Annotated in this window: 19 protein-coding genes and 1 pseudogene; 8 read left to right on the top strand and 12 right to left on the bottom strand. The window is 67.1% G+C overall.

The genetic code is table 11. From position 1 onward, the window contains the following. Positions 1-17: 17 nt before the first annotated feature. The 6 genes from ACFW6D_RS07215 to hutC form a co-directional block, all read right to left on the bottom strand. On the bottom strand, positions 18-1,277 hold the full coding sequence (locus ACFW6D_RS07215; RefSeq protein WP_379325648.1) for a hypothetical protein: 1,260 nt from the start codon (positions 1,275-1,277) through the stop codon (positions 18-20). Next, positions 1,274-2,353 (bottom strand): polyprenyl synthetase family protein, encoded by a 1,080-nt coding sequence (locus tag ACFW6D_RS07210; RefSeq protein WP_379325646.1) that lies wholly within the window; start codon positions 2,351-2,353, stop codon positions 1,274-1,276. Before ACFW6D_RS07210 ends, ACFW6D_RS07215 begins: the two co-directional genes overlap by 4 nt. Positions 2,354-3,122: 769 nt before the next feature. Further along, on the bottom strand, positions 3,123-3,701 hold the full coding sequence (locus tag ACFW6D_RS07205) for a hypothetical protein (RefSeq protein ID WP_379325644.1): 579 nt from the start codon (positions 3,699-3,701) through the stop codon (positions 3,123-3,125). 10 nt (positions 3,702-3,711) lie between these two features. Next, complete coding sequence (locus tag ACFW6D_RS07200) at positions 3,712-4,038, bottom strand: hypothetical protein (protein WP_379325642.1); 327 nt, start codon at positions 4,036-4,038, stop codon at positions 3,712-3,714. A gap of 235 nt (positions 4,039-4,273) precedes the next feature. Continuing rightward, complete coding sequence (locus ACFW6D_RS07195) at positions 4,274-4,861, bottom strand: TetR/AcrR family transcriptional regulator (protein ID WP_379325640.1); 588 nt, start codon at positions 4,859-4,861, stop codon at positions 4,274-4,276. 56 nt (positions 4,862-4,917) lie between these two features. Further along, positions 4,918-5,673 (bottom strand): histidine utilization repressor, encoded by a 756-nt coding sequence (gene hutC, locus ACFW6D_RS07190; RefSeq protein WP_379325638.1) that lies wholly within the window; start codon positions 5,671-5,673, stop codon positions 4,918-4,920. A gap of 86 nt (positions 5,674-5,759) precedes the next feature. Between hutC and hutU the strand changes: the two genes are divergently transcribed. Together hutU and helR are read left to right on the top strand one after the other, a co-directional pair. Continuing rightward, positions 5,760-7,436: a urocanate hydratase gene (gene hutU, locus ACFW6D_RS07185; protein WP_379325636.1), complete on the top strand. Its 1,677-nt coding sequence runs from the start codon at positions 5,760-5,762 to the stop codon at positions 7,434-7,436. Positions 7,437-7,546: 110 nt separating this feature from the next. Further along, a complete protein-coding gene (helR, locus tag ACFW6D_RS07180) occupies positions 7,547-9,739 on the top strand; it encodes an RNA polymerase recycling motor ATPase HelR (RefSeq protein WP_379325634.1) in 2,193 nt (730 codons plus the stop codon). An 11-nt stretch (positions 9,740-9,750) separates the two neighbouring features. Here helR and hutH read toward each other — a convergent pair whose 3' ends face one another. Then, positions 9,751-11,313 (bottom strand): histidine ammonia-lyase, encoded by a 1,563-nt coding sequence (gene hutH / locus ACFW6D_RS07175; RefSeq protein ID WP_379325633.1) that lies wholly within the window; start codon positions 11,311-11,313, stop codon positions 9,751-9,753. Between the two features lie 189 nt (positions 11,314-11,502). Here hutH and hutI point away from each other — a divergent pair, with 189 nt between their 5' ends. After that, on the top strand, positions 11,503-12,687 hold the full coding sequence (gene hutI / locus ACFW6D_RS07170) for an imidazolonepropionase (protein WP_379325631.1): 1,185 nt from the start codon (positions 11,503-11,505) through the stop codon (positions 12,685-12,687). After that, positions 12,684-13,598, top strand: coding sequence for a formimidoylglutamase (gene hutG, locus ACFW6D_RS07165; RefSeq protein WP_379325629.1), 915 nt, complete (start codon positions 12,684-12,686; stop codon positions 13,596-13,598). Before hutI ends, hutG begins: the two co-directional genes overlap by 4 nt. A 57-nt stretch (positions 13,599-13,655) precedes the next feature. Here hutG and ACFW6D_RS07160 read toward each other — a convergent pair whose 3' ends face one another. The 4 genes from ACFW6D_RS07160 to ACFW6D_RS07145 all read right to left on the bottom strand — a co-directional run bounded on the left by ACFW6D_RS07160 (position 13,656) and on the right by ACFW6D_RS07145 (position 16,735). Then, positions 13,656-14,435: an Rpn family recombination-promoting nuclease/putative transposase gene (locus ACFW6D_RS07160; RefSeq protein WP_379325627.1), complete on the bottom strand. Its 780-nt coding sequence runs from the start codon at positions 14,433-14,435 to the stop codon at positions 13,656-13,658. A gap of 72 nt (positions 14,436-14,507) precedes the next feature. After that, positions 14,508-15,701 carry a cation:proton antiporter gene (locus ACFW6D_RS07155; protein WP_379325742.1) on the bottom strand — a complete coding sequence of 398 codons (1,194 nt, stop codon included), beginning with the start codon at positions 15,699-15,701 and terminating at the stop codon, positions 14,508-14,510. A 10-nt stretch (positions 15,702-15,711) separates the two neighbouring features. Further along, positions 15,712-16,194 (bottom strand): cation:proton antiporter regulatory subunit, encoded by a 483-nt coding sequence (locus ACFW6D_RS07150; protein ID WP_379325625.1) that lies wholly within the window; start codon positions 16,192-16,194, stop codon positions 15,712-15,714. A 61-nt stretch (positions 16,195-16,255) separates the two neighbouring features. Beyond that, the gene (locus ACFW6D_RS07145) at positions 16,256-16,735 is read right to left on the bottom strand and encodes a cation:proton antiporter regulatory subunit (RefSeq protein WP_379325623.1); all 480 of its coding nucleotides are present in this window, start codon (positions 16,733-16,735) and stop codon (positions 16,256-16,258) included. A gap of 144 nt (positions 16,736-16,879) precedes the next feature. Between ACFW6D_RS07145 and ACFW6D_RS07140 the strand changes: the two genes are divergently transcribed. Beyond that, positions 16,880-18,361 carry a SulP family inorganic anion transporter gene (locus ACFW6D_RS07140; protein WP_379325621.1) on the top strand — a complete coding sequence of 494 codons (1,482 nt, stop codon included), beginning with the start codon at positions 16,880-16,882 and terminating at the stop codon, positions 18,359-18,361. Between the two features lie 104 nt (positions 18,362-18,465). After that, the gene (locus ACFW6D_RS07135; RefSeq protein WP_379230692.1) at positions 18,466-18,801 is read left to right on the top strand and encodes an STAS domain-containing protein; all 336 of its coding nucleotides are present in this window, start codon (positions 18,466-18,468) and stop codon (positions 18,799-18,801) included. A 64-nt stretch (positions 18,802-18,865) separates the two neighbouring features. Here ACFW6D_RS07135 and ACFW6D_RS07130 read toward each other — a convergent pair whose 3' ends face one another. Then, positions 18,866-19,903 carry an LLM class F420-dependent oxidoreductase gene (locus ACFW6D_RS07130; protein ID WP_379325619.1) on the bottom strand — a complete coding sequence of 346 codons (1,038 nt, stop codon included), beginning with the start codon at positions 19,901-19,903 and terminating at the stop codon, positions 18,866-18,868. A 150-nt stretch (positions 19,904-20,053) separates the two neighbouring features. On the opposite strand from ACFW6D_RS07130, the gene ACFW6D_RS07125 reads away from it, so the two are divergent. Both ACFW6D_RS07125 and ACFW6D_RS07120 read left to right on the top strand, forming a co-directional pair. Next, the gene (locus tag ACFW6D_RS07125; protein ID WP_379325617.1) at positions 20,054-20,713 is read left to right on the top strand and encodes a cyclodeaminase/cyclohydrolase family protein; all 660 of its coding nucleotides are present in this window, start codon (positions 20,054-20,056) and stop codon (positions 20,711-20,713) included. A 296-nt stretch (positions 20,714-21,009) separates the two neighbouring features. Next, positions 21,010-21,378 (top strand): annotated as a pseudogene (locus ACFW6D_RS07120) (L,D-transpeptidase); the annotation flags it as partial. Between the last annotated feature and the right edge of the window lie 15 nt (positions 21,379-21,393).

Raw genomic sequence — 21,393 nt, 5'->3', positions numbered from 1 at the left:
TTCGCTAGTAGTGACGATCATCGAGGGGAGATGTCCAGTGCGGCGAGCTGCAGCCGGGTGGCCAGCGCCCGGATCGCATCGGGTTCGTGGGTCGGCACCCGCTCCATGGCGCCGAAGGCCAGGTGATCGGCGATCATCATGGTGCGGATCGCCGAGTCGGAGAGCTCGCCCGTCAAACGGCCTTCGGGCAGGGTGTGCACCAGCGCGAAGGTGGTGTCGACGATCAGCGGCATCAGCGAGGTTTCCGTCGAGGCGCGCTCGCCCGCGCCGAGCACCTGCGCCGACGAGGCCGAGCCGGTGGTGAAATCCGGTGAGGCATCGAGCATTTGATGGATCGCCGCATCGCCACTGCGGCGCACGCGCTCGAGCATCTTGGTCCAGTACACCGGCGAGACGGCGGCCAGGGTAGCCGCGGCGACCGGTCGCCGGAAAGCCGGTGGCGCGTCGACGGCACCGCACAGGAACGCCGAGGTCGTGATCGTCATGTACGCCATCGCCGCCCGCGCGCCCACGCTCGGCGTACCGGGGCCGAGCTCGGCCAGCAGCGCGAAGCCGCCGAGTGCCGGGGTGAGCTGGCGCAGCATCACCATCCGCGTGAGTTCCTCACGGTCGGCGGCTCCGTAGATCGCGAGCTCGTTGTCGCGCAGGTCGTTGGCCGACTGGGCGATCACCGCGACACAACCGGTCAGTTCGCGCAGATCCGCTTCGGGCAGTACATCATCGGCGACCAGGACACACGCGTAGTGGGTGATCCGGCCGAGCACGCCCTCGCTGTAGGCGACACGAGGCAGCGGCGCGTCGATATTGCGGGCCATCACCCGGCCGACATCGGTGAGCACGCTGCCCACCCGCTCGCGACCCTGCACCGGCAATGCCGTGAGCAGCGCCCTGATGTCGGCGATGCGCTCGGCGAGCACCCGGTCGACGGCTTCGCTGTCGCGGATCTTGCCGTCGTGCGCTGGCAGCGGTGGTGGCAGGGTCTCGCTGATGCCGTTGAGGTAGTCCACTGCCGCGAGTACGGCACCGCTTGCCACCGCACGGTCGCTGAGATCTTCGAAGGCGTCGAGTACTCGGCAGGCGAGCAGCGCGGCGGTGGCTTCGGCGCGCAACGTCACCGGCAGCAGGCCGACGGCGATGCCAAGGTTGCGACCTGCGGGGATCAGCGCGAGCGCGGCCAGTTCCCGCGGTGACCGGGCGGCACGCAGTGCGTCCAGATCCGGTGCGCGACGCAGTTTGCGCAGTCCGCGGATCAGCAGGGGTAGTCGTGCTGTGCTCATCGGGAGATCACCTGCTGGAGAAGTTCGCGCAGGTCGTCACGCGCGAGGGAGGGTGGGAAGACGTCGAGGGCGCGGGTGGCCTTCTCGGTGGCGTCCATCGCGACCAGACGGGCGGCTTTGGTCGCACCGCTGCCGACCAGGTCTTCTTGCAGGGTGGCGCTGGAAATCTCTGGGTCCAGCCACATTTCGCGTGCGCCGGGGCGGCTGCCGAGCCATTCGATGACCGGCCAGGTCGGCACGCGACGTTCGAGGTCACCGCCCGCGTCCTTGCCGAGGCCGGGTCCGCCCTCGATGTCGCGGACGTCGTCCATGATCTGGAAGGCGAGTGCGAGCTGGTCGGCGTACTCCATCAGGGCGCGCAGTCGATCGAGATCGACGCCGCCCGCGGTCCCGCCGTAGGAACACGACAGCCGGAACAGGGTGCCCGTCTTGGCGCCTGCCACGAGTTCGTAGTGGCGGCGCAGCGCGGCCTCGTCGATCGAGGGTGGCAGGGTCTCGATGAGCTGACCGTAGGACAGATCCGAAAGCCGGTCCGCGTAGGTGATGTCGGGCGCCTCACCGACCCGCGCGAAGATCTCGGCGTTGTCGCTGAGCACCCTGGCGACGACCTGCATCGACGCGCCTGCCAGGTGAAATCCGGCGCGTGCGCTGGTCCGCACCCCGAACGCGGCGGGCACCGACGGTGCGTCACGGCGCAGCAGCGAGCCGTCGCAGATGTCGTCGTGGACCAGCGAGGATTCGTGCAACATCTCCATCGCGCAGGCCAGGTCGACGGCATCGCGCAGCGGGGCGGCGGTGTCGGTGGCATCGGGGAGCAGGCCGGCGCAGGCCAGGACGAGTCGCGCTCTGACCCGCTTGCCGGGAGCGGCGAGGATGTGGGAGTAGATCGCGTCGAAGTCTTCGCCGGTGATGAGCAGTTCCCGCAGCCGTTCGGTGACCAGCGCCAGCTGTTCGACCGGTCCGGCCGGTCTGGGCAGGACCACTACCTGATCGCCCGAATGCTGATCACCCGAGTGCTGGTCGAGCAGGTGCTGGTCATCCAAGTGCTGTGCTGCGGGTAGCGCGGGATTGTCCATTGCGCTGAGCTCCTTCGATGTGGTCACGACGGGCGAGAAGATCACCGGCGACTGGCGGACACAGGTTTACGGAATTCCGGCGGGGCAGTCGTAGGGAGGCACCTCTCGCAGCCGACGGGGTCGAGCGTTCCGTTCGCTTGCTACCGACGGGTAGTGTTGTGGAGGTAGCTCGAGATGTCAAGCATTACAACATCTTCCAAGTTTGAATCCATCAATTGTGGTGTGCCCCAATGCTTTACAACATCCCTGGTTGTGCGCACCAGTGCGCAGATAGGCCTGGCGCGAGGCTCACAGGCACGGCGTAATCGCCTTGTGCCCCAAGCACTTTCACACCATCGAGGTTCACCCGACGTCGGACTGCGATTCGCCGGCAAGGGTCAACGAACAGCCGAGGCGGACACCTCGGGGATCATCCGACGATGGATGCATGCGGTCGAGTCGAAATCGTCAACGTCGATGTTGTTGATACACAAAGGATCTGGGACCAGAGTGACACGAACTGTCAGATCGTCAACAACTCCGGTGACGGGGTACAGCCCTGCGTGAACCATACAATCCGAATCGCGTCTCCGCGAGCGGGAGCGTGTCGAGCGCCGGATTTCACGTCAGTTGACAACATGAAATCCGTTGTCACACTGTCAGTTTCGTCGGCGTGTCGGCAGCGCGGCGATACCCTTCGGCGACGCCGCAAGAATGCCTTCGCGCAGCGCTCCTACCAGCCACGCAACCTCGACGGAAAGTGAAAAGACCGGCGGCGCAGAGGGATGGATCAGCGAGCGGCGGTGCTGCCGAGGACGAACAGGTCCGGCGTCGGATGCTCGACGAGCGGAGCGGCGGAACGGACCGGGGGGCGCAGGACCGTGCAACGGCGAGCCAGGAGGGTGCCGCAGGCACGGATGGTGGTGACGATCAAATCCTCGGCCAGCGGCAGGTCGTCCTCGCGGTAGGCGTACACCGAGAAGCGCACCGTGCCCGGATCTGCCTGCCGCACCGCTTCGGCGGGGCAACTCGACAGCAGCATGATCGCGGCGGCCAGGTCGGCACATGGATCGCCGCCGACCAGCGAACCCGAGGCGCAGGCGGCGAACAGCGTGCGCAGGCACGGCTGTTGGGGGCGCTGCTGGGAATCCTGGATCCGCGACCAGCGACGCAGGGCCGGGTGGTCGGCGATATCGGGCCTGCCCTGCCAGCGCCGGCGCGCGCAGTCGAGCAGGCGCGCGGCGGTCGAGTCCCACAGTTGGGGCGCCTCGATCCGGGCGACGATCCGCAGGCGGCGGCATTCGTCGGCGGCGGCAGCGGCCTCGGGTGGCTCGATGAGCGGCTCGGCCGGGTGACGGTGGGTCTGCATTGCCGATCTCCTACCGCGCGAGAGAAGAACCGAACGGGCGCTGCGCGGCGGCACTACCGCGCCGCCAAGCCAGGCGGAACGCCCACGCCGAGGCGAGCACCGACATGCCGACGAGTACCCCGATCGCCCCGAAAACCGAACCGCTGGACCACCCGACACCGTCGTAGCGGGCGATCAGCGCCGAGGCGAGGATCGGCCCCGCGGTGATGAGCACCGGAATCAGCAGGATCAACCCGAGGGTCACCAGACTCGACGGTGTCATCACTGTTTTCGCTGCGGAGAATTCACGTCGAGAGATCGCTGTGCGCGGCCCCGACGGCTGCGTGACTGTAGCCATTTCCGCCCTCTCCGTTACCTGAATGGAACCCAGCGAAACTATCGATTCCAAACGTACAGCCCCGGCCGGTCCTACCGCGCACTTCGTCACGAAACAGTGATAACCCGAAATTGAACTGGATTCATCTCTGAAGCATATTCCCAGTTCACAGCCACTTTTTATGATTGCTGTCAGTTTGCCGCAACAGACTGACGTCCAGATACGATAACAATTCCGGAGTGCGATCGTGCACGCGTCACCGTTCTATTCGAGCGGGCCGCAACCCATCGAGAACGTACTCGACAACGGCAGGCGTTTCGGCAAGATCGTTACCGCCGAGCAGCAATCGGTAATACAGCGGCGCATAGAAAATTTCGACCATCTCCCTGATCGGAATGTCATCGCGCAATTGTCCCGCCGCCACGGCGATTTCGAGTCGACGGGCGCATTGCTCGACGCGCGGATCGACCATCACCGCGCGCACGGTGTCCATCAACTCCGGGTCGGTCTGCGCCTCGGCGAGGATGCCGCGATAGATCCGGCCGATATCGCCGCTGAGCATGTCGACCATCGAGCGCATGTGCTCGGTCAGGTCGGCGGCGATGTCGCCGGTGTCGGGGAACTCGCCCGCCGAGCCGAGCCGCTCGGCGATCGCTTCCAGCGCCACCGAGCCCTTGCATTCCCACCACCGGTAGATGGTCGGTTTGCCGACGCCCGCCGCGGCCGCGATGCCCTCGATGGTCAGCTTGCCGTAACCCTTGGTGGCGGCGAGTTCGAAGACGGCGTCGAGGATGGCGCGACGGGAATGTTCGTTGCGGCGATCCGACCGGGGAGCGGGAGGCATACCGCTCACTCTACCGGCCACGTGACGTTACGTTCCGTGCCGATCCGATGCGAAGGTCAGCTCGGTTCGCTGCCGAAACTGCCCTCCAGACGATTTCGGGAACCCGGATGCACGAGCCGCGCCACGCTGACCAACCCGCCCGACGACCAGGTGCGGCGCCGGATCAGCAGACACGGCTCGTCGGCGTCGATACCGAGCAGCGCGCACTCCTCGCGCGCCGCCCGCACCGCCTCGACGACATGTTCGCCGCGCAGCAGCGGGGCGACCTCGCTGAGGTAGATGTTCGGGGTGACGGTGGTGAAGTCCTGGGCGAGGTAGTCGGGAGCCTGTGCCGGGTTGACGTAGCGGTCCTCGAGCTGGATCGGCACGCCGTCCTCGAAGTGTACGAGCAGCGAGTGGAACACCGTGGGGCCCATGGCATTCGCGAGCTCGGCCTCGGCGGGCGCCTCGGACCGCACGAACACCACCTCGGTGCGGTGTCGGTGCCCGCGGCCGGTGATCTCGTCGGCGATATTGCGGACCTCGAACAGCGGTGAGGTGGCTTTACTGGCGGCAACGAAGGTCCCGACACCCATCACCCGGGTGAGCGCACCGTCGGCGGTGAGGTCACGCAGGGCGCGATTGATGGTCATCCGGGACAGACCGAGCGCGGCGACGAACTGGTTCTCCGACGGGATCTGCTCCCCCGCACTCCACCGGCCCGCCTTGATCTGCGCCATGATCAGCTGCTTGACCCGCTCGTACGCCGCGAACTCGCTGCCCAGCTCGCCGTACAGCGCGGCCAGCTCCGCATCGATTACCTCGATCGCCACCACCGAAAATCTCCTCGCCTCGCCCAGAGAATACGTTGCGCCCGAACGTCCGCGTTACTTGTATATACAGGACTATACTGGCCCGCATGAACGACGCGACACCTCCTGTCTCCGGCCCACGTCCCGTGTCCGCCCCGCGTGGCACCGAGCTGCACACCCTCGGCTGGCAGCAGGAGGGCGCACTGCGGATGCTGATGAACAACCTCGACCCCGAGGTCGCCGAACGTCCCGATGACCTGGTCGTCTACGGCGGCACCGGGCGCGCGGTCCGCAGCTGGGCGGCGTTCGACGCGATCGTGCGGACCCTCGAAACCCTCGCCTCGGACGAGACGTTGCTGGTGCAGTCGGGCAAGCCGGTCGGGGTGTTCCGCACCAACGAGTGGGCGCCGCGGGTGCTGCTGGCGAACTCCAATCTTGTCGGCGACTGGGCGAATTGGGACGAGTTCCGCAGGCTCGAGCAGTTGGGGCTGATGATGTACGGGCAGATGACGGCCGGATCGTGGATCTACATCGGCAGCCAGGGCATTCTGCAGGGCACCTACGAGACCTTCGGCGCGGTGGCGCGCAAACGTTTCGGTGGCACCCTGGCGGGCACGATCACGCTCACCGCGGGCGTCGGCGGAATGGGTGGCGCGCAGCCGCTGGCGGTGACGATGAACGACGGTGTCGCACTGTGTGTGGACTGCGATCCGGCGCGCATCGATCGGCGTATCGCCCACGGTTACCTCGACACCAAGGCCGAAACCTTGCAGGCGGCACTGGAACTCGCCATCGCGGCGCGCGACGAGCGAAGGCCGCTGTCGATCGGCCTGGTCGGGAATGCGGCGGAGGTCTTCCCCGAACTCCTCGAAATGGGCGCGCCGATGGACATCGTCACCGACCAGACCTCGGCACATGATCCGTTGTCCTACTTGCCGATCGGGGTCGCCCTAGAAGACTGGCACACCCTCGCCGAGAAGGACCCGGTGTGGTTCACCACCGAGGCGCAGGCGTCGATGGCCAAGCATGTCGAGGCGATGGTCGGGTTCATGGATGCCGGGGCCGAAGTGTTCGACTACGGGAACTCGATTCGCGACGAAGCCCGAAAGGGCGGCTACGAAAGGGCTTTCGCGTTTCCGGGTTTCGTTCCCGCCTACATCCGCCCGCTGTTCGAGGAAGGTCTCGGACCGTTCCGCTGGGCCGCGCTCTCCGGCGATCCGGCCGACATCGCCGCCACCGACCGCGCGATCCTGGAACTGTTCCCCGACAACGAACACCTGCGCCGCTGGATCACCATGGCAGGCGAGAAGGTGAAATTCGAAGGGTTACCGGCACGGATCTGCTGGCTCGGCTACGGCGAACGCCACCGTGCGGGACTGAAATTCAACGAGATGGTCGCCTCGGGTGAGCTGTCCGCTCCCCTGGCGATCGGCCGCGACCACCTAGACTCCGGTTCGGTCGCCTCGCCCTACCGCGAAACCGAGGCGATGGCCGACGGCTCCGACGCGGTCGCGGACTGGCCGCTGCTCAACGCACTGCTCAACACCGCGTCCGGGGCGAGCTGGGTGTCGATCCATCACGGCGGCGGGGTCGGGATGGGACGTTCGATCCACGCGGGTCAGGTGTGTATCGCCGACGGCACCGAGCTGGCCGCGCGGAAGCTGGAGCGGGTGCTCACCAATGATCCGGGCACCGGGGTGATGCGACACGTCGACGCTGGATACGAGCGTGCGGCCGAGGTGGCTCGCGCGCGTGGGGTGCGGATTCCGATGCAAGAAGGCTGACAACGCCTCTTTCCACTTTCAATATATAGCGCAAGTGGGGACTTGCGGCAAGGCCCCGTGCGTGCTGCACAATCATCGGCGTCGCACCGGAAAAGTACAGTTAGGGGCCTATGTCTGCGCACGGGTACGAAGAGGAACGCACGTCCGAGCGTGGCTATGTCGCCGGGCTCTACGCGCGGCTCGATGCCGAGCGGGCACGGGTGAAGGGCCGCTACAACGCGGCCCTGCGATCCAAGGGCGAGTCCGCCATGGAGCGCGACAACGAGGTCAGGGCCCTGGGCAAGGAAGTGCAGCGCCTCGACGTGGCCGACAACGGGCTGTGTTTCGGTCGGCTCGACTCCGCCTCGGGTGAGCGTTCCTACATCGGCCGGATCGGGCTGTTCGACGAGTCGAATGACTTGGAACAGCTGCTCCTGGACTGGCGGGCCCCCGCCGCGCGCGCGTTCTACGTCGCCACCGCGGCCAACCCCGAGGGCATGCGCAGGCGTCGCCAGTTCCACACTCGCGGACGTCAGGTGGTCGATTTCACCGATGAGGTGCTCGGCCGCCCGGACGGCAGCGAGGGCGGTGCGGATGCCGCGTTGCTCGCCGCCGTCGATGCGCCGCGCGGGGACGGGATGCGCGATATCGTCGCGACGATCCAGGCCGAACAGGACGAGATCATCCGCCTGGAGCACCCCGGCGTGACCGTGATCGAGGGCGGTCCCGGCACCGGCAAGACCGTCGTCGCGCTGCACCGCGTCGCGTACCTGCTCTACACCCAGCGTCGACGGATGGAGCGCCAAGGCGTGCTCGTAGTCGGACCCAACCCGGCCTTCCTGAACCACATCGCCCACGTGCTGCCCTCGCTCGGTGAGACGAACGTCGTGTTCGCCACCTCCGCCGACCTCGTGCCAGGGCTGCACGCCACCGCGGAAGACGAGCCCGAGGCAGCTCGGCTCAAGGGTTCGCTGCGGATGCTCGATGTCCTCGCGGCGACGATCGCGGACCGGCAGCGTCTGCCCGAGGCTCCGCTGACCATCGAACTGACCGATGTGACGGTGCGCATCGACGCCGCGACCGCCGAGTGGGCCAGGCAGGAGGCCAGAGAGAGCGGGCGCCCGCACAACGAGGCGCGCGCGGTGTTCACCGAGATCGTCACCTATGTGCTCACCGAACGCGCGATCGCCCGGATCGGCGAGGGCTGGCTGACTCGCGACGACACCGAGGCGTGGGAACAGCTGCGCACCGACCTGGTCCGCGAGCTCGCCGACAATGCCGAGTTCACCGCGGCGCTGGATCAGTGCTGGCCGATCCTGCGGCCGGAAACCGTGCTGTCCCAGCTCTATTCGTCACCCGAACGGTTGCGGGCGGCAGGCGCGGACGAGGTGCTGCTGCGGGCCGACGGTGGGGCGTGGACGGTGTCGGACGTGCCGCTGCTCGACGAACTGGTCGACCTGCTCGGTCGTGACAAGGCCGCCGACGACTCCGCCGAGCGCGAACGCAAAGCCGAGGCCGAGTACGCGGCCGGCGTGCTCGATACGCTGGTCAGCCGCGAGGACATGATGGACGACGAGGACCACTTGTTCGCCCAGGACATGCTCTACGGCGAAGACCTCGCCGAACGCTTCCTCGAACGCGACACCCGCGAACTCGCCGAACGGGCTGCGGCGGACCGAGATTGGACCTACGGGCACGTGGTGGTCGACGAGGCGCAGGAACTGTCGGAGATGGACTGGCGGGTTTTGATGCGCCGCTGCCCGAGCCGCTCGTTCACGATCGTGGGCGATCTCGCGCAGCGGCGGTCCGCGGCGGGCGCAACCTCCTGGGGCACGATGATGGAGCCTTACGTTCCGGGCCGCTGGATCTACCGTTCACTGACGGTGAACTACCGCACCCCCGCCGAGATCATGGCGGTGGCCGCCGATGTGCTCGCCGAATTCGCGCCCGATGTGCGGCCGCCGGACTCGGTTCGCTCGTGCGGTGTGGCGCCGTGGTCGCAGTTGGTCACTTCGGATGAGTTGCCCTCTGCTATCGAGGAATTCGTTCGGGACGAGGCGGGGCGGGAGGGGACGAGCATTGTGATCGGCCCTCCGGGTGTTCCCGGCACGGTGCCCGCGTCGGAGACGAAGGGGCTGGAGTTCGACGCCGTGCTGGTCGTCGACCCGCAACTGATCCTCGCCGACGGTCCTCGCGGCGCCGCTGAGCTGTATGTCGCGCTGACTCGCGCGACCCAGCGTCTCGGCGTCCTGCATCAGAGCCCGCTGCCGGAATCGCTGCGCAAACTTACTGCGGTCGAACCGGCACAACAGCTGCGGGCTTAGCGAGCCCCGGGTCAGCCGAGTGGGCCGGTGACCGACTCGGCGGCGGCGAGCAAGGTGCCCGTGGCGGCCATGCGGACGGCTGCCTCGATCTCCGGAGCGAGGTAGCGGTCGGGGCCGGGTCCCGGGACCTCCGCGCGCAGGGCTGCCAGCACGGCCGCCGTCGCGGGGGCCGGGGCCAGCGGTGCGCGCAGGTCCAAGCCGCGGGCGGCGGTGAGGGCTTCGATGGCGAGGACCCGGGTCAACCCGTCGATCGCGCGACGGAGTTTGCGGGCGGCGGACCAGCCCATCGAGACGTGGTCCTCCTGCATGGCCGAGGACGGGATCGAGTCGACGGAGGCCGGGGCGGCCAGGCGTTTGAGGTCGGAGACGATGGCGGCCTGGGTGTACTGGGCGATCATGTGGCCGCTGTCGACGCCGGGGTCGTCGGCCAGGAACGGGGGCAGGCCGTGGTTGCGAGCCTTGTCGAGGAAGCGGTCGGTGCGGCGTTCGCTCATCGAGGCGACGTCAGCGATCACGATGGCGAGGAAGTCGAGCACATAGGCGACGGGGGCGCCGTGGAAGTTGCCGTTGGATTCGACGCGGCCGTCGAGGGTAACGACGGGATTGTCGACGGCACTGGACAATTCGTAGCCCGCGATGCGCTCGGCGTGGTCGAGGGTGTCGCGGGCGGCACCGGCGACCTGGGGTGCGCAGCGCAACGAGTAGGCATCCTGGACCACAGTGCAGTCGGGGGTGGCGTGGCTGGCCACGATCGGCGAATCCGCCAGCACCCGAACCATATTGGCGGCCGCGATCGCCTGGCCCGGTTGCGGACGCAGCGCCTGCAGGTCTGCGGCGAAGACCTTGTCGGTGCCGAGCAGCCCCTCCACACTCATCGACGCGGTCACATCGGCCAGACGAAGCAGCGCGCGCAGGTCGTGGCAGGCCAGCACCAGCGTGCCGAGCATGCCGTCGGTGCCGTTGATCAGCGCGAGGCCTTCCTTCTCCTCGAGCTCCACCGGGGCGATGTCGGCGGCGGCCATGGCCTCGACGGCAGACATCAACTCGCCCTGCGCGTTTCGTACCGTTCCCTCACCGATCGCGGCCAGCGCGACGTGCGACAGCGGCGCGAGATCACCGGAACAACCGAGGCTGCCGTATTCGTAGACGATCGGGGTGATCCCCGCCGTCAGCAGCGCGGCGTAGGTCTGCGCGACGATGGGGCGCACACCCGTGCGGCCGGTGGCCAGGGTCGACAGGCGCAGCAGCATCAGCGCGCGCACCACCTCCCGCTCCACCTCGGCACCGGAACCTGCCGCGTGTGAACGAATAAGGCTGCGCTGCAACTGCTTACGCAGCTCCAGGGGAATGTGGCGGGTAGCGAGCGCACCGAATCCGGTGGACACGCCGTACACCGGTTTCGGGTCGGCCGCCAGCGCCTCGATCCGCGTCCGGCTCGCGCCGATCGCCTCCAGCGCCTCGTCCGCCACTACTACCGCGGCACCGTCCCGGGCGACCCGCACGACGTCGGCAGGCGAGACCGGACCCACGCCGACGACGACTGGCGCGAGATCCTGGACCGGTTCGATGCTCACTGTGCTGCTCCATTCCGAAAAGAATCACAAGGCCGTGAGGTCACGGGCGGACAATCGAGTGATGATGCTCGCCTGCAGCTCAGCGGGGGTGCACGCAAACCGCACCCTATCGCTTGACCTACCTGTCTATACAGGACTATACATACCGGATGAGACCAGCCGCACAGTGCTGACCAGGAGGACTCCCCCGTGCCCACCACCGCGCTGAGCAATATCGGCGCCCTCGTCACCAACGACCCAGCCCTGGGCGACGGCCCGCTGGGACTGCGGCGCCAGGCCGCGCTCGTCATCGACGACGGGCGGGTGGTGTGGGTCGGCGACAGCGCGGACGCGCCCGCCGCCGACAACGGCTTCGATGTCGGCGGGCGGGCGGTGTTGCCCGGATTCGTCGAGTCGCATTCGCACCTGGTGTTCGCGGGTGATCGCGCCGAGGAGTTCGCGGCCAGGATGGCGGGGCGGCCGTATGCGGCTGGTGGCATCCGCACCACCATCGAGGCGACGCGGGCGGCGAGCGACGAGCAGCTCGCGGCGAATGTGCGAGCACTGCTGGACGAGTCACTGCGCGCGGGCAGCACCACGGTCGAATGCAAGAGCGGCTACGGGCAAACCGTCGCGGACGAACTGCGCAGCGTTCAGATCGCGGCACGTTTCACCGACGAGGTGACCTTGCTCGCCGCGCATGTGCCGCCACCCGAATATGCCGGGCGCGCAGACGATTACGTGACGATGGTGTGCGAGGAGATGATTCCGCGCTGCGCGCCGTATGCCCGGTGGATCGATGTGTTCTGCGAGCAGGGCGCGTTCGACCGCGATCAGGCGCACGCTGTGCTGAGCACGGGTATCGCGCACGGACTCGTGCCGCGCGTCCACGGCAATCAGCTGCACCAGGGACCGGGTGTGCAACTGGCCGTCGAGCTCGGTGCCGCGTCGGTGGATCACGTGTCCCATGTGAGCCGTGCCGATATCGACGCGCTTGCTGGCAGCGACACGGTCGCGACGTTGCTGCCCGGCGCCGACTTCTGCACGCGCAACAGCTATCCCGACGCCAGAGCACTGTTGGACGCGGGGGTCACCGTCGCACTCGGCGCGGACTGCAATCCCGGCACCAGCTACACGACGAGCTTGCCGTTCTGTATCGCCCTCGCCGTACGGGAGATGCGCATGACGCCCGAGGAAGCAGTCTGGGCGGCAACCGCGGGCGGGGCGAAAGCGTTGCGGCGCAGCGACATCGGCTCGCTCTCCCCCGGCTTCCGCGCCGATCTCATCGCACTGGACGCGCCGTCGTACCTGCATCTCGCCTATCGCCCCGGCGTTCCACTGGTGAGCCAGGTATGGCGGGCAGGCGTCGCTACGAATCGAGGTGTGGCGCAGTGACTTCCGATTCTTGGACGGGCCGTGTCGACGGTACGACGCCCGAGCACCTGCGCTGGCACCAGGCCGTCACCCCGTACGAGCCGGGCAAGGGTCCCGGCGCCTGCGTGTTCGTCGGTTTCGCCTGCGAGGAAGGCGTACGCCGAAACAAGGGCCGCCTCGGCGCGGCCGAAGGACCGGACGCACTGCGACGCGCACTGTCCCCGATGGCACTCGCCACGGACCTGCGGGCCTTCGACGCGGGCACGATCGCCGTCACTGACGAACGGTTGGAAGACGGTCAGCGTCGCCTGGGTGAGACTGTGTCCGCGCTACTGGACGACGGCGCCTTCCCGGTTGTCCTCGGCGGCGGCCACGAAATCGCCTACGGCACCTACCTCGGCCTGGCCGGCTCCACCCGCCGCCCCCCAGGCACCATCATCGGAATCCTCAACCTCGACGCCCATTTCGACCTCCGCCCCGACCCCGTCCCCAGCTCCGGCACCCCCTTCCGCCAGATCCTCGAATCCGACGACAACGTCCACTACGCGGTAATCGGCATCAGCCAACCCAGCAACACCCGAATCCTGTTCGACACCGCGAACAGCTTCGGCGTGCGCTACCTACTCGACGACGACTGCGAACCGACCCGGGTCACCACCTTCATCGACGACTTCCTAGCCGGGATCGACTTCCTGCACCTCACCATCGACCTCGACGTCCTCCCCGCCTCCACAGCCCCCGGCGTGAGCGCCCCAGCGGCCTACGGCGTCCCACTACCCACCATCCAAGCCATCTGCGACCAGGCCACCACCAGCGGCAAACTCGCAATAGTCGACATCGCCGAACTGAACCCCCACCTCGACATCGATAGCCGCACCGCCCGAACCGCCGCCCGCCTGATCCACCGAATTGTCACAAAACGCACCCCATAGACAGCCCCGTTCGGTGCTGGTCATTCGCGGCCTCAGCTGGCGGCGGAGCGGAGCAGACTACGCGAAGACGTCCGCCAGCGAACCAGCAGTCAGTACCCGTCTGGCCCACACGTGGAGCTCGTCAGCTCCAGCCGCCTGAACTCGCTGCGTCACCGCGTTCGGCAAGGGGCCGAACTTGACAGTCAACTGCTCGAGCAGGATCTCAGCACGGCCCGCTGCGCGCCCGCGCGCTTCACCACGCGCCTCGCCACGCGCTTCCAGTCGTTCCGCTGTGGTCATCACAACTTCCTTCGCTCGAGGACCGAGGCTGTCGGTCAAGGGTTGCAATTCAGTGACGCTCACATCGCAGACGATGAACAGATACGTCACCAAAATGTCGAACTCCCGGGTACCCGAAGGACCGTCCAACAGCGCCCGCAGCTCGTCAACCACCTCCATGATATCCGAGCCGAGGTGCGGATTGCCTGGTCCGATCTTGTGCATGATCAGCATCAACCGCGCCGCCGGGGTCAACTCTCGCGCGCGCAACGCCGCCACATCCAGTGGGGCAACATCATCGAGAAGGAACTCGAATCTGGGCAGGTACCGATCCAGCAGGTCACGGGCGGAGCCGTCGAGGTCGATCAGGTCACCGAGCTGGGTGGGGGCAGTCCAACGCAAACCGGTGTGGGTGCTGTGCACCACCATCGGGACAACGACCGGCAACACCTGCGGAACTGGATGCTCATCCAGATGCCGACGCCAAATGTTGACCACGTAACTGAGCATCCGAAATGCCATCAGTTGGTCATTGCACGATTGGTGCTCGATGGCCCCCTGCTGCGCGAATTGGATCATATTGTGCGGCAATGCTGTTCAACCGGAACGCCGAAGGCCCCCGCACGCAGCGGGGCCTCGGACGAAACGGGGTCATTCCGCGAGCGGGTCGACCTTCACACGCTGTTTGCGATTGATCATCACGCGCATGACCGGTTCCACGATGCGGGCGCCGATCGGGCCGATGATGGCCATCAGCAGCACGTAGGTGGTGGCCAGTGCGGCGAAGCCGTCGGGGACCGCGCCCGCGGCGACCGCGAGGCCGGCGATGACGATCGAGAATTCGCCACGCGCTACCAGGGCGGTGCCCGCGCGGGCGCGGCCGAGTGGGGAGGCACCCGCCCGTTTGGCCGCCCACCAACCGGTGGCGATCTTGGTGGCCGTGGTGACGACCGCCAGCAGTACCGCCCAGCCGAGCACCGGGGGGATGGTCGAGGGGTCGGTGCTCAGACCGAACAGCACGAAGAACATCGCCGCGAACAGATCCCGCAGCGGCTCGAGGATCTTGGTCGCGTCGTGGGCGGTGGAATCGGAGATCGCGATGCCGAGCAGGAACGCGCCGACCGCCGCCGACACCTGCACCGCCGAGGCGATACCCGCCACCAGCAGCGCCGAGCCGAGCAGCTTGAGCAGGAAGATCTCGCGATCCTCGCTCGCCACGATCGCCGAGACGTACTTGCCGTAGCGCAGCGCGACGATGAGCACCAGCGTCACCGCGACCAGCGCGATACCCACGGTGGTCATCCCGGCCACGAACCCGACACCCGCCAGGACTGCGGTGAGCACCGGCAGATACACCGCCATCGCCAGATCCTCGAACACCAGGATCGACAGGATCGTCGGCGTCTCCCGGTTACCCAGTCGGCCCAGGTCGTTGAGCACCTTGGCGACGATCCCCGACGAGGAGATGTAGGTGACACCGGCCATCGCGATCGCGCCGGTCGGTCCGAGGCCGAGCATCAGCGCCACGATCACCCCGGGCGTGGCGTTGAGCACCAGGTCGAGCAGGCCCGCGGGCCACGATTTGCGCATGCCGGTGACCAATTCACCGGCGGTGTACTCCAACCCGAGCAGCAACAGCAGCAGCACGACGCCGATCTCGCTGGCGATGTGGATGAAGTCGTCCACCTCGTGCAGCTCGATCAGGCCGCCGGTGCCGAAGACCAAACCACCGAGCAGGTAGAGCGGGATCGGCGAGAGGCCGATCCGAGCCGCGATCCGCCCGAGCACCCCCAACCCGAAGAACACCGCCCCCAGCTGGATCAAAGCCAGCGCGGTTCCACTGATCTGCACGGGCTCAGCCGTCGGTCAGGATCGAAGCGGCGGCGTCGAGCCCGGCGTTCGTGCCGACCACGACGACCATATCGCCACTGGCGAACACGAACTCCGGTCCCGGCGATGCCAGAACCTGGCCCGCACGCAGGACCGCCACGATCGAGGCGCGGGTCTTGGTCCGCATCTCGGTATCGCCCAATCGCCGTGACACGTACGGCGAATTGGGCGGTACCGGCATGGATCGCGTGCTCACTCCGTCGAGTTCGCGATGTTCTTCCCGCAGTTGCGCGACCAACTGCGGTGCGCCGAGCAGGCTCGCCAGCGTGCGGGCCTCGACGGCGGACAGTGGGATCTGGACAGTCGAATCCGGATCGCCGACCTTGGTGAAGATCAGGTCGGTACCACCGTCGCGGTGGTCGACGATGCCGATGCGACGGTCCACCTTCGACAGCGAAAATTCTTTGCGGACACCGATTCCCGGCAGGGATGTCACTTCTACATTCATGGGATCACCTAACCTCAGCTAGGGGATACCTTACCTGCTCTTTACTATCGGCATGGATTCATCAGCCTGCGCCCAGTAGCCGTCCTGCCGCGTCGAGGCCCTCGTCGGTACCGACCACAACGACCAGATCGCCGGGGATGAAGGTGAAATCGGTTCCCGGCGACGGAGTCACCTCGCCCGCGCGCACCACCGCGACGACCGAGGCCTTGGTGCGGGTGCGCATCTCGGTCTCGCGCAGCTGGCGACCATCGAAGGGACTGCCACGGTCGATGGCGAACTGCCTGGTAGACAGCTCACCCGCACTGTGGGTCTCGCGCGTCTTCTGCACCACCTGGGGTGCGCCGAGTAATCCGGCCAGCACACCGATCTCGGTGTCGGACAAGGGAATCGAGGTCGTCGAGTCGTAGTCCCCCGCGCGCGAGACGACCAGGTCGACCGAGCCGTCGCGATGCTCGATCACGCCGATCCGCCGACGCGCCTCCGCCAGCGGAAAGTCCTTGCACACGCCGATTCCCGGTAAAGGCGTCACATCGATGTTCACGCCCTCACAGTACGACCAGATCCGGATAACACCACCCCCTACCCTGCGCACCCGAGTACACCAGCCGAAACGCCGACCTCACACAAAGTTAAGGTTGTCGACTGCCGGGATGGCCCGGCGTGGAAACAGAACGGAGTTCACGCGATGGTCGTGTCGACACCTCGGGACGACCTCTCGGTACTCGCGGCCCTGCGTAGCCCGAAGCGGTTGCGGATCGAAATACTCGGCGGGCTGGTGGTCGCGCTCGCGCTGATTCCGGAGGCGATCTCGTTCTCGATCATCGCCGGGGTGGATCCGCGGGTCGGGCTGTTCGCCTCGTTCACGATGGCGGTGACGATCGCGTTCACCGGCGGCAGGCCCGCGATGATCTCCGCGGCGACGGGCGCGGTGGCGTTGGTGATCGCGCCGGTGGTGCGCGAGCACGGTGTCGACTATCTGATCGCGACGGTGCTGCTGGCCGGGGCGTTCCAGGTGGTGTTGAGCGTGGTCGGGGTGGCCCGGCTGATGCGGTTCATTCCGCGCAGCGTGATGGTCGGATTCGTCAACGCGCTGGCCATCATGATCTTTCTGACGCAGCTCCCGCATCTGATCGGGGTGCCGTGGCTGGTGTATCCGATGCTGGTGGCGAGCCTGGCGATTCTGTTCTTCCTGCCGAAACTCACCACCGCCGTGCCCGCCCCGCTCGTCGCGATCGTGCTGCTCACAGCGGTGACGATGGCGTTCTCGCTCGATGTACCGAATGTCGGCGACGAGGGCGCGCTGCCCAACAGCCTGCCCACCCTCGGCATTCCGGATGTGGCGTGGAATCTCGAGACCCTGCGGATCATCGCGCCGTTCGCGCTGGCGATGGCGCTGGTCGGGCTCCTGGAATCGTTGATGACGGCCAAGCTCGTCGACGACATCACCGATTCGCATTCGGACAAGACCCGCGAGGGCTGGGGCCAGGGCGTGGCCAATCTCGTCACCGGGTTCTTCGGCGGGATGGGCGGGTGCGCGATGATCGGCCAGACCATGATCAACGTCAAGGTCTCCGGCGCGCGCACGCGGATCTCGACCTTCCTGGCAGGGGTGTTCCTGCTCGGACTGGTCGTGGGGCTGGGCGGGCTCGTGGCGCAGATCCCGATGGCGGTGCTGGTCGCGGTGATGATCATGGTCTCGGTGGGGACCTTGGATTGGCACTCCCTCGCACCGAAGACCTTGCGGCGCATGCCCATTGCGGAGACCACAGTGATGCTGGTGACCGTGGTCGTCACCGTTGCCACGCACAATCTGGCCTACGGTGTGATCGTCGGGGTGCTGGTCGCGATGGTGGCGTTCGCGCATCGCGTCGCGCACTTCACCGAAGTGCTGCCGGTACACACCGTCGACGACACCCGCGTGTACAAGGTGCGCGGCGAGCTGTTCTTCGCCTCCAGCAATGATCTCGTCTACCAGTTCGACTACGTCGACGATCCGGCCAACATCGTGATCGACCTGTCCGAGAGCCATATCTGGGACGCCTCGACCGTCGCCGCGCTCGACGCCATCACCACCAAATACGCGAGCAAGGGCAAGCAGGTGGAGATCATCGGTCTCAACGCCGCCTCCGCGGCACGCCACGATCGGCTCTCTGGCTTCGAGAGCTGAGAACTTACTGCGCGAATCGACTGCGGCTTGCGTATTCGGGCGAAGTTGTGTGTTGTTGAACGGTGACCAACTCTTCCGGAGACGCGTATCCACTCACGGACACGATGACCACCACGACGGCGGTACACGACGGCGTCACGGTGCTGACGGTGACCGGCGAGGTCGACCTGGCGACCGCGCCAGCGCTCGATGCCACCATCGAGGCCATCCTGGCCGACAAACCGGCGACGCTGGTGATCGACCTGACCGCGGTCGGGTTCCTGGCGTCGGCGGGCATGGCGACGCTGGTCGCCGCGCATCAGCGGGCAGGCGAGACCACCTCGATCGCGGTCGTGGCCGACGGACCAGCCACCAGTCGTCAGCTGAAGATGACGAGCCTGGACCAGGTGTTCGCCATGCACACCACCCTGGATGCCGCCCTGGCGTCGTTCACGTCCTGACATAGCAGAACGCGCCGCCGCCCGGGAAATCTCCGGGCGGCGGCGCGTTTGTCGTCGGTGGGTGTCAGCAGAGCGTGCGCAGCTGCTCGATCAGCTTGATCCGACCGGCGGCGTTCTCGGCGATCGGTGTGACGTTGAGCGTGGTGACGCCCGCCTCCGCCATCGCGGCGAGGCGCTCCTTGACGAAGCTCTCCGGGCCGATCAGCGAAACGTCGCGCACCAGGTCGTCCGGCACGGCCTTGGCGGCGGCCTGCTTGTCACCGGCCAGGTACAGCTCCTGGATGCGGTCGGCGGCCTCGCCGTAGCCGTACTTGGTGGCGAGGGTGTGATAGAAGTTCTTGCCCTTGGCGCCCATGCCGCCGATGTAGAGCGCCAGGTGCGGCTTCACGAACTCGAGCAGCCCGGTCACGTTCTCGCCGATCGCCAGTGCGGGACCGGCGAAGATGTCGAGCTCGCCCAGCGCGGGATCGCGCTTGGCCTTGCCCGCGGCGAGCGCGTCGCCCCACACGTCGTTCGCCTTCTCCGGCAGGAAGAAGATCGGCTGCCAGCCGTTGGCGACCTCGGCGGCCAGCTCGACGTTCTTCGGGCCTAGCGCCGCCAGCAGCACCGGAATGTCTTCGCGGACAGGGTGATTGATCAGCTTGAGCTCTTTACCAAGGCCGGTGCCACGCTCGGCGGGCAGCGGGATCTGGTAGTACTTGCCCTGGTAGTTGAGCTTCTCCCGCCGCCACACCTTGCGGCAGATCTCCAGGAGTTCACGGGTGCGACCGATCGGGGCGTCATACGGCACGCCGTGGAAGCCTTCGATGACCTGGGGGCCTGAGGCACCGATGCCGAGGATGAAGCGACCGTCGGAGACGTAGTCCAGGCCGGCCGCGGTCATCGCGGTGAGGCTGGGGGTCCGGGTGTAGAGCTGCAGGATGCCCGAGGCCAGCTGCACCCGTTCGGTGCGGGCGGCCAGGTAGCCCAGCGCGCTCACCGCGTCGAACGAGTACGCCTCCGGCACGAAGACGATGTCGAGGCCTGCGCGTTCCAGGTCGGCGACCTCGGCCGCCGTCTCCTTGAAACCGTCCGTGTAGTTGATGCTCAATCCGATCCGCATGCACTCAACATAGCCTCGGACAATGCGAGCACCCCGACCGGTCGGTCTGTCGGCGCAGGTGCTGGTCGAGCGGGGTGCGTGGGCGGGCACGCGGTAGCGTTGAGGGGAAGATTCCACGCATTTCTCGCCGCATCGAAAGGCCACCCCGTCGTGTCGCAGCCCACCGTGTCGCCGCAGCAGATCGCCCCCTCCTTCGGTTCGGTGACCTTGGAGCACTACCTGTCGGAACTGGCCGCGAAGGTGCCCGCACCCGGCGGTGGCGCCGTCGCCGCGCTGCACGCCGCGCAGGCCGCCGCGCTGGTGGCGATGGTGGCGCGCTACACCACCCGCGCCAAGGACGCGCAGAACCGGCCGGTGATCGACCAGATCATCGTGGCCGCCGACGCTGCGCTGGCCAGGTCCTTGGATCTCGCCGACGCCGACGCGGCCGCGTTCACCGCCGTCGGCGCGGCCTACAAGCTGCCGAAGGACACCGACGCCGAGCTCGCCGCCCGCACCGCCGCGATCAACGCCGCACTGGTCGAAGCCGCCCGCGTGCCCGCCGCCGTCGTCGACGAGGCCGACGAAATCCTCTCGCTGGCTGCCGAACTGCTGCCGATCGGCAACCCGAACGTGGTCACCGACATCGGTGCCGCCGCCGACGCCGCCCGCGCTGCCGCGATGAGCTCGCAGCTCAATATCGAAATCAATGTCGGCTCGCTGCCCGCCGACCTCGGTGACCCGTTCGCCGCGGCCCTGCTGCGCGTGGAGACCATCGCCGCGCGCGCCGACGCCCTGCACGGCGACGTGCTGCACGCCGTACGCGGCTGAGGCCACCGGTCTCGAACCGGGAACAATTGATCCGAGTCCTCACCTGCGTGAACGCAAGGCGACACACCGTCTGACCCGTTGGCCGTTACCACTTCGATAGGTCGAGTTGATCATGTCGGCCTAGACTTGGATTCCGCCTACGAGTGAGTGAAGGGGTGGCGTTTATGAGGAACGCATTTCGTTTCCTGTTCGTCGCGATCATGGCGGCGTTACTGGCCGCATCCTGGTCGGGAGCCGCGTCCGCGGACCTGATCGGCGAGCAGCGCACCCAGTACGGCGGCGGCACCTATGCCGAAGCTGACCTGTCCAACCACACGTTCACCGTGCACCACAACGGTGAAGTACGCGTGATGCCCGCGTCGATGGGCAAACCCGGTTTCGAGACGCCCACCGGCACCTTCAGCGTCCTCGAGAAGGACCGGTCGGTGGTGTTCGACTCGCGCACCATCGGCATCCCCCTGGAAGACCCTGAGGGCTACATCATCGACGGTGAATACGCGGTGCGCCTGACCTGGGGTGGCGTGATGGTGCACTCCGCACCGTGGTCGGTGGACTCGCAGGGCAACGCCAACGTGAGCCACGGCTGCATCAACCTCGCACCCGATAACGCCGCCTGGTACTTCGAGAATGTCGGCATCGGTGATCAGGTCTACATCCACTGGTAAACATTTTCCCCCGTG

The organism is Nocardia sp. NPDC058705 (assembly GCF_042749305.1).
Lineage (GTDB): Bacteria > Actinomycetota > Actinomycetes > Mycobacteriales > Mycobacteriaceae > Nocardia.
The sequence above is the reverse complement of the archived record's forward strand: the minus strand, read 5'-3'. Positions and strand labels throughout refer to the sequence as shown.

Excerpts from the sequence above, each read along its gene's own strand:
- ACFW6D_RS07215 (WP_379325648.1), bottom strand. The coding sequence starts at position 1,277 with ATGAGCACAGCACGACTACCCCTGCTGATCCGCGGACTGCGCAAACTG.
- ACFW6D_RS07210 (WP_379325646.1), bottom strand. The coding sequence starts at position 2,353 with ATGGACAATCCCGCGCTACCCGCAGCACAGCACTTGGATGACCAGCAC.
- ACFW6D_RS07205 (WP_379325644.1), bottom strand. The coding sequence starts at position 3,701 with ATGCAGACCCACCGTCACCCGGCCGAGCCGCTCATCGAGCCACCCGAG.
- ACFW6D_RS07200 (WP_379325642.1), bottom strand. The coding sequence starts at position 4,038 with ATGGCTACAGTCACGCAGCCGTCGGGGCCGCGCACAGCGATCTCTCGA.
- ACFW6D_RS07195 (WP_379325640.1), bottom strand. The coding sequence starts at position 4,861 with ATGCCTCCCGCTCCCCGGTCGGATCGCCGCAACGAACATTCCCGTCGC.
- hutU (WP_379325636.1), top strand. The coding sequence starts at position 5,760 with ATGAACGACGCGACACCTCCTGTCTCCGGCCCACGTCCCGTGTCCGCC.
- helR (WP_379325634.1), top strand. The coding sequence starts at position 7,547 with ATGTCTGCGCACGGGTACGAAGAGGAACGCACGTCCGAGCGTGGCTAT.
- ACFW6D_RS07160 (WP_379325627.1), bottom strand. The coding sequence starts at position 14,435 with ATGATCCAATTCGCGCAGCAGGGGGCCATCGAGCACCAATCGTGCAAT.
- ACFW6D_RS07150 (WP_379325625.1), bottom strand. The coding sequence starts at position 16,194 with ATGAATGTAGAAGTGACATCCCTGCCGGGAATCGGTGTCCGCAAAGAA.
- ACFW6D_RS07140 (WP_379325621.1), top strand. The coding sequence starts at position 16,880 with ATGGTCGTGTCGACACCTCGGGACGACCTCTCGGTACTCGCGGCCCTG.
- ACFW6D_RS07135 (WP_379230692.1), top strand. The coding sequence starts at position 18,466 with ATGACCACCACGACGGCGGTACACGACGGCGTCACGGTGCTGACGGTG.
- ACFW6D_RS07130 (WP_379325619.1), bottom strand. The coding sequence starts at position 19,903 with ATGCGGATCGGATTGAGCATCAACTACACGGACGGTTTCAAGGAGACG.